The sequence below is a fragment of the Streptomyces sp. LS1784 genome, assembly GCF_020103755.1.
Taxonomy (GTDB): Bacteria; Actinomycetota; Actinomycetes; order Streptomycetales; family Streptomycetaceae; genus Kitasatospora.
Genome location: NZ_JAHSQD010000433.1, coordinates 1 through 6,984, shown reverse-complemented (window position 1 = coordinate 6,984; position 6,984 = coordinate 1). Strand labels below are relative to the sequence as shown.

6 protein-coding genes and 1 pseudogene are annotated in these 6,984 nt (G+C 73.7%); 2 read left to right on the top strand and 5 right to left on the bottom strand.

Translation table 11 applies throughout. The features are described 5' to 3' along the window. The 5 genes and pseudogenes from KS423_RS33720 to KS423_RS33700 all read right to left on the bottom strand — a co-directional run. A partial coding sequence (locus KS423_RS33720) for a serine/threonine-protein kinase (protein ID WP_224283556.1) occupies positions 1-1,116 on the bottom strand: 1,116 nt, incomplete at its 3' end. Between the two features lie 103 nt (positions 1,117-1,219). Further along, on the bottom strand, positions 1,220-1,486 hold the full coding sequence (locus tag KS423_RS48625) for a hypothetical protein (RefSeq protein ID WP_374120075.1): 267 nt from the start codon (positions 1,484-1,486) through the stop codon (positions 1,220-1,222). A 54-nt stretch (positions 1,487-1,540) separates the two neighbouring features. Next, on the bottom strand, positions 1,541-2,293 hold the full coding sequence (locus tag KS423_RS33710) for an amino acid ABC transporter ATP-binding protein (RefSeq protein ID WP_224283557.1): 753 nt from the start codon (positions 2,291-2,293) through the stop codon (positions 1,541-1,543). A gap of 166 nt (positions 2,294-2,459) precedes the next feature. Then, a complete protein-coding gene (locus KS423_RS33705; RefSeq protein ID WP_224283555.1) occupies positions 2,460-3,404 on the bottom strand; it encodes an ABC transporter substrate-binding protein in 945 nt (314 codons plus the stop codon). Between the two features lie 10 nt (positions 3,405-3,414). Then, positions 3,415-3,600, bottom strand: a pseudogene (locus KS423_RS33700) (GNAT family N-acetyltransferase); the annotation flags it as partial. A gap of 588 nt (positions 3,601-4,188) precedes the next feature. On the opposite strand from KS423_RS33700, the gene KS423_RS33695 reads away from it, so the two are divergent. Together KS423_RS33695 and KS423_RS33690 are read left to right on the top strand one after the other, a co-directional pair. After that, positions 4,189-5,130, top strand: a complete 942-nt coding sequence (locus KS423_RS33695) for an amino acid ABC transporter permease (RefSeq protein ID WP_224283554.1) — start codon at positions 4,189-4,191, stop codon at positions 5,128-5,130. Beyond that, positions 5,127-6,984, top strand: a 1,858-nt coding sequence (locus tag KS423_RS33690; RefSeq protein WP_224283553.1) for an FAD/NAD(P)-binding domain-containing protein, incomplete at its 3' end; no start/stop codon positions are given. The genes KS423_RS33695 and KS423_RS33690, both read left to right, overlap by 4 nt.

The following is a 6,984-nucleotide window of genomic DNA, read 5'->3' as shown; positions in this document are numbered from 1 at the left end:
GCGCCGCGCGTCCGCCCGGGCCTCCGGGGTGGTGCCGGGCGCCTGGGCCAGCTCGTCCAACAGGGCGACGGCGGCGCCGGGACTGCCGTCCCGGGCCAGCCAGAGGGCCAGGTCGTGGCAGGTGCGCAGGGTGCGGGGGTCGTACGGGCCGCAGATCCGGGCGAAGTCGGGGACGAGTGCGGTGAGGATCTCCACCGCCTCCGCCACCTCGCCGGCCTCGCCGTGCCGCCAGGCCCGGTCGGCCCGGCGGCGCAGCTGCTCCGGGCTGGGGTCGTCCGGGCGCAGCATCCCGGGCTGGACGGCGCGCAGCCGCTCCAGCACCTCGGCGGCGCCGGCCGGCCGCTGTTCGGGACGCTTGGCGAGCAGCTCGGCCACCAGCCCGGCCAGCGCCGGATCCTTGCTGCGCACCCGGGACGGGACCTCCTCCAGGTGCTTGTACATGTACTCGGCGGCCGAGGCGGCGCGGAACGGGCGCGCGCCGGTGCAGACCTCGTACAGCATGACGCCGAGCGCGTAGAGGTCGGCCCGGCCGTCCACCGCGCCGCCGGACCAGCACTCGGGCGCCAGGTACGGGACGGTGCCGACCACGTTGCCGGTGGAGGTCAGCCGGACGGTCTGGGTGACCAGTCGGGCGATGCCGAAGTCCAGGACCTTGGCCCGCTCCCCCTCGTCCTCCTTCGTGATCATCACGTTCTCGGGCTTGATGTCCCGGTGGACGATCCCCGAGCGGTGCGCGGCGTCCAGCGCCTTGCACACGTGCCGCATCCAGCGCAGCGCCTGCTTGTGGTCCGGCCGGCTGTCCTTGAGCACCTCGGACAGCGCCCGGCCGCGGACCAGCTCCATCACCAGGTACGGGATCTTTCCGGAGCCGGCCTCGGTCCACCCGTAGTCGTACACGGTCACGATGTGCGGATTGTTGAGGCCGCCGGCCGTCCGGGCCTCGCGGACGAACCGGCTGACCGCCTCCCGGTCGGTGGCGTGCTCGGCGAGCAGCACCTTGACCGCGACCTCGCGGTTCATGGTCGTGTCGGTCGCCCGCCAGACCACGCCGAAGCCGCCCCGGCCCAGCTTCTGTTCCAGCCGGAAGCGTCCGCCGAGCACTTCGCCCTTCTCCATGCCCATCCCCCAACTCGACCGCGCCCGCTCGGCGTTCGCCGTCGGAGGGGTCACCATAGCGGCGGCCGGGGACGAACGGGTGAACGACCCCGGCCGGCCCTTCCTACGGCCTGGGCCCGGGCAGCCCGGGCGGGTTGATCTCGGAACTCGGCACGGCCTCGCCGTCCGGGCCCCAGCGCTTGAGCACCTGCCCGTACGTGCCGTTCCTGATCACCTCGTCGATCGCCCCGTTCAGCGCCCTGACCAGCCCGTTCGTTCTCCTCGCTCCATCCGCCGCCGCGCCCGTGGCACTGCTGCCGCAACCGGCCAGGGCGAGGGCGGCGGCGAGCGTGCCGACGGCGGCCACGAGGGCGCGACGGGGTAGGGACATGGTGGAACTCCTGCTCGGTGAAGGGAACTTGGCGGAGCTGACGGGAAGGGCGGGTCAGAGGACCTTGGCCAGGAAGGCCCGGGTGCGCTCGTGCCGCGGCCGGTCCAGGACCTCGGCGGGCGGGCCCTGCTCGACCACCACGCCGCCGTCCATGAAGACCACGGTGTCGGCGACCTCGCGGGCGAAGCCGATCTCGTGGGTGACGACGATCATCGTGGTGCCGCCGCGGGCGAGGTCCCTGATGACGTCCAGCACCTCACCGACCAACTCCGGGTCGAGCGCCGAGGTGGGCTCGTCGAACAGCAGCACCTTCGGCTCCAGTGCCAGCGCCCTGGCGATCGCCACCCGCTGCTGCTGCCCGCCGGACAGCTGCCGGGGGTAGGCGGCGGCCTTGTCGGCCAGTCCGACCCGCTCCAACAGCGCCAGCGCCGCCGCCCTGGCCTCGGCCCTGGGGCGGCGCAGCGCGGCGACCGGCGCCTCGACCAGGTTCTCCAGCACGGTGAGGTGCGGGAACAGGTTGAAGTTCTGGAACACGAAGCCGATGCCGGTGCGCTGGCGCAGCACCTTGCGCTCCTTGAGCTCGTACAGCCGGTCGCCGGAGCGGCGGTAGCCGATCAGCTCGCCGTCGACGGCGACGTGGCCGCGGTCCGGCTTCTCCAGGTGGTTGATCGCGCGCAGCAGGGTGGACTTGCCGGAGCCGGACGGGCCGAGCACCACCGTCACCGAGCCGGCCGGGACGTCCAGGTCGACCCCGCGCAGCACCTCCAGCCGGCCGAAGCTCTTGTGCAGGCCGCGGACCTGCACCATCGGGGCAGCCGGGGCCGGATCCGCCGGGTTCGGGGCGGGCTTCGCCAGGGTGGTCACGACTGTCCTCCGGAGGTACGGGCGGCGGCGGGCCGGGAGCGGTCCGGCAGGCTCCGGGCGAAGGCCCGGACGCGCTGCCACGGGGTGGGCGGCGGGGTGCGCTCGGCGCTCAGCCGTGCTCGGGCGGGCTGATCTGCGACTCCTTGATCGCCGAATCGGCGACCCCCCACTTGCGCAGGATCCGCTGGTACGTCCCGTCCTTGATCAGCTCGTTGACCGCCGCCTGGAGGGCCGGGGCGAGCTTCGAGCCCTTCTTCAGGGCGAAGCCGACGTCGAGGCGGTGGAACTCCCCGAGGAAGCGGGTCCCGGAGGCCTCCTGCGCGGACTGGTAGCGCAGGCCGTTGATGGTGGACATCTCCACGTCCACCCGACCCTGCCGGAGGCTGGTCAGCAGCGCGCCGCTCTCGCTGAACGCCCTGACCTCGTACGGCTTCTTCCCGGCGTCGGCGCAGACGTTCCTGCGGCTGTTGAGGGTGGTCTCGAAGGTGGTGCCGGCGGTGGTGCCGACGGTCAGCCCGCACAGCTGGAGCAGGTCGGTGACCGGCTGGATCGCGGTGTTGTCCTTCTTCACCGCGAAGCCCTGGCCGTCGTCGATGTAGGTGACGAAGTCGATGGTCTTCAGCCGGGCCGTGGTGACCCCGAAGTTGCCGGTGCCGACGTCGTACTTCCCGCTGTCCAGCGAGGGCAGGATGGTCTCGAAGGCGGCCTCCTCGCGCTGCACGGTCAGGCCGAGCAGTCTGGCGACCGCGTCCGCGAAGTCCACGTCGATCCCGGCGGGCTTCTTGCCGGCCTGGTCGGCGTAGAACGCGCTGGGCGGCGCGCCGAAGGCCGAGCCGAACTTCAGCGTGCCGGCCCTGCGGACCTCCTCGGGCAGCAGCGCGGCCGCGGCCTCGGACTTCGCGAGGCCGGAGACGAGGTCCTCGGTGGCGGTGGCGGCCGGACCGCCCGCCCCCGCCGCGCTCGCGATCTTCGGGTCCGAGCCGCAGGCGGCCAGGGCCAGGACCGGCAGCAGGGCGGTGGTCGCGAGCAGGCGGCGGGCGGTGCTGGTTCTCACGGGGGGCCTTTCAGGAGGTCGGAGCCGGAACGGGCAACTGCCGCTCACGGGCGGGCAGTTGCTTCTCGAAGGGGAGCGGGCCGATGGTCGTCGGATCGGCCGGGACGTCGAACAGCGGGGTGTGGCCGGCCGCCAGGTAGAGGCCCTCGGCCTCGGGCCGGCGCGGACCGGTGGTGAGGTAGAACCGGGTGTAGCCGGCCACGGCGGGGCGGCCGTCGGACGGGTGACGGTGCCAGGGGTGACGGAGGGAGTGCCGAGCGGAGGAGGGGCCGCAGTGAAGGAGGCCGGAGCGCAGTGCGAAGTCATCGGCGGCAGCGAAGGCCCGGCGCGCCGCCGGTGGTCGGCGACGGGTCCGGGCCGCGACGGGTCCGGGCCGCGACGGGGCGAACCGAGGGAGGGCTCCCCGACGGGGGATCAGGCCGGACGGACGGCCCGCTGCCGGATCAGCCGCGACACGCCGCGGACCACACCCGACCGAAGTCGATGTGGTCACGGCTGACCAGAGGCTGCTCGGCGTACATGGCCTCAAGTTGAGCAGTCGGCCGATCGGTCCGTCAACCATCCATCATTGCCGCACTGTTGCGATCTCCTGTCGCTTTTCCGACGTGCGTCGACCGAGCCCTCCCGCGCCCTGATCACCCTTGACAGCCGTCGATCGCGCATGCGTACGATCGAAGCGGAGTGCAGTGCATTGCGCCGGCCGCGTTGAGGGACGCGGGCCGCGCCCGCGTACGTGACCACCGCCGTACCCTCCCCGCCCGCACTCCGCCCAGGAGCCGCCGCCATGGCCACCCCGCAGGACGTCCTGCCCGCCCCCTCCGTACTCGACCTCCCCGCCCCCGAGGCCCGGATCGTCGCCCGCCGCAAGCCCGGCCAGTGGGCCGCCGCCGCCGTCGCCCTGCTGCTGGCCGCGATGACGGTCAACTCGGTGATCCGCAACAAGGCCTTCCAGTGGAGCGTGGTCGCCGACTGGTTCACCGCCCGGTCCGTGCTCGACGGGCTCACCCTGACCCTCTGGCTGACCGCCGTCACCCTCGCCCTCGGCTTCGTGCTCGGCACCCTCCTCGCCACCATGCGGCTGTCCACCAACCCGGTGCTGCGCACGCTGAGCTGGGGCTACGTCTGGGTGTTCCGCTCCACCCCGCCGCTGGTGCAGCTGCTGTTCTTCTTCAACATCGGCGCGCTCTACCCGACCCTCGGCCTCGGCATCCCGTTCGGCCCCGAGTTCGTCACCGTCAGGACCGTCGACCTGATGGGCCCCACCCTGACCGCCGTCATCGGCCTCACCCTGCTGGAGACCGCGTACGCCGCCGAGGTGATCCGCGGCGGCATCCTCTCCGTGGACCGCGGCCAGCTGGAGGCGGCGGCCGCGCTCGGGCTCGGCCGGTGGCGGGTGCTGCGCCGGATCGTGGTGCCGCAGGCGATGCGGGCGATCGTGCCGACCGCCGGGAACATGCTGATCGGCGCGCTCAAGGGCACCAGCATCGTCAGCGTGCTGGCCGTCTCCGACCTGCTCTACTCGGTGCAGCTGGTCTACCTCCAGTCGTACCAGGTCATCCCGATGCTGATGGTCGCCACCATCTGGTACCTGGTGGTCACCACCCTGCTGTCCATCGGCCAGTACTACGTGGAGCGGCACTTCGCCAAGGGCGCCACCCGTGACGGCCTGCCGCCCACCCCGCTGCAGCGGGCCCGCGCGGCCGTGGCCAAGGTGGTGCGGGCATGACGGCCCTCGTCATCGTCGGTGCCGGCCCGCGCGCCACCGGCCTGCTGGAGCGGATCGCCGCCAACGCCGCCGAACTGCTGCCCGCCGAGCGGCCGTTGGCGATCCACCTGGTCGACCCGTACCCGCCGGGTGCGGGCCGGATCTGGCGCCACGACCAGTCCCCGCTGCTGCGGATGAACTCGATGGCCGAGGACGTCACCATGTTCACCGACGAGCGCTCCGCCCTCGAAGGGCCGGTCCGCCCCGGCCCTTCGCTCGCCGAATGGGCCCTGCGGCAGGAGGAGTTCGCGCCCTACCGGGAGGTCGCCGACCCGGCCGTCCGGGCCGAGCTGCGCACCCTCGCACCCACCGACTTCCCCACCCGGCGGGCCCAGAGCGCCTACCTGGACTGGGCGTTCCGCCGCGCCGTCGCCGAGCTGCCGACGCACATCGAGGTCACCGTCCACCGGGACACCGTCCGGCGGATCGAGGGACCGGCCGACGGCCCGCAGACCGTCCACCTCGCCGACCGGACGCTCACCGCCGACCACGTCGTGCTCACCCTCGGTCATCTCGACTCCGCCCCGCACCCGCGCTTCGCCGCCGACACCGAGTTCGCCGCCCGGCACGGCCGCTTCCACCTCCCGCCCGCCTACTCCGCCGACGTGGCCGCCGAGCTGGCCGGCCTCGCCCCCGGCGAACAGGTGGTGCTGCGCGGCCTCGGCCTCGCCTCGGTGGACCTGGTCGCCCTGCTCACCGAGGGCCGCGGCGGCCGCTTCGAGCCCACCGGCGAAGGGCCGGCGCTGCGCTACCTCCCCTCCGGCCGCGAGCCGGTGCTCCACCTCGGCTCCCGGCGCGGCGTCCCGTACCACTCCAAGACCGGCTACCGCCTCCAGGGGCCGCCCGCCCCGCTCCCCCGGTACTTCGACGAGGCCGCCGTGGACGCCGTGCTCACCACCGGAGGACAGCTCGAACTGCGCCGCGACTTCTGGCCGTTGATGGCCAAGGAGATCGGCTTCGGGCACTACCACGAGCTGTTCCACGCCCACCCCGGACGCACCGCCCTGCCCTGGCCGGAGTTCCTCGCCCGCTACGACCGGCACGGCTGGTACACCCCCGAACTCGCCGCCCTGATCGCCGAGGCCGTTCCCGACCCGGCCGACCGGATCGACGTCGAACGGCTCGACCACCCGCTGGCCGGGCTCGAACTCGGCACCGACGAGGAGCTCCAGGCGCACCTGCGCGCGTACGTCACCGCCGACGCCGACCGCCGCGCCGACCCCGCGCACAGCGCCGACCTCGGCGCCTTCCTCGCCCTGCTCTCGCTGTTCGGCCAGCTCCCCCGGCTGACGGCGAGCGGCCGGCTCACCGCCCGCTCGATCGCCGAGGAGGTGGACGAGTGGTTCTTCGGCTACTTCAGCTTCCTCGCCTCCGGCCCGCCCGGCTTCCGGCTGCGCCAGCTGCTCGCCCTCTCCGAGGCCGGGGTGGTGCGCTTCCTCGGTGCGGACGTGCGGATCGAACGGGACGAGGCGAGCGGCACCTGGCGGGCCTCCGGCGCCACCCTGCCCGGCCACCACGTCACCGCGACGGCGCTGGTCGAGGCGTACCTGCCCAAGCACGCGCTGGCCCGCACCCTGGACCCGGTGCTGCGCGAGCTGCACCGCACCGGACGGATCGTCGAGGAGGTGGTCACCGACCCGGACTACACCCACCGCTCCGGCCTGGTCACCATCACCCCCGCCGACAGCCGGCTGCTCGACCCGGCCCTCGGCGGCGCCCCGCACCCGCGACGTACCGCCCTCGGCCCGCACACCAGCCTGCGCGCGGCCGCCGCCTTCGCCCGCCCCCGCACCGACGCCCCCGGCTTCCGGCAGA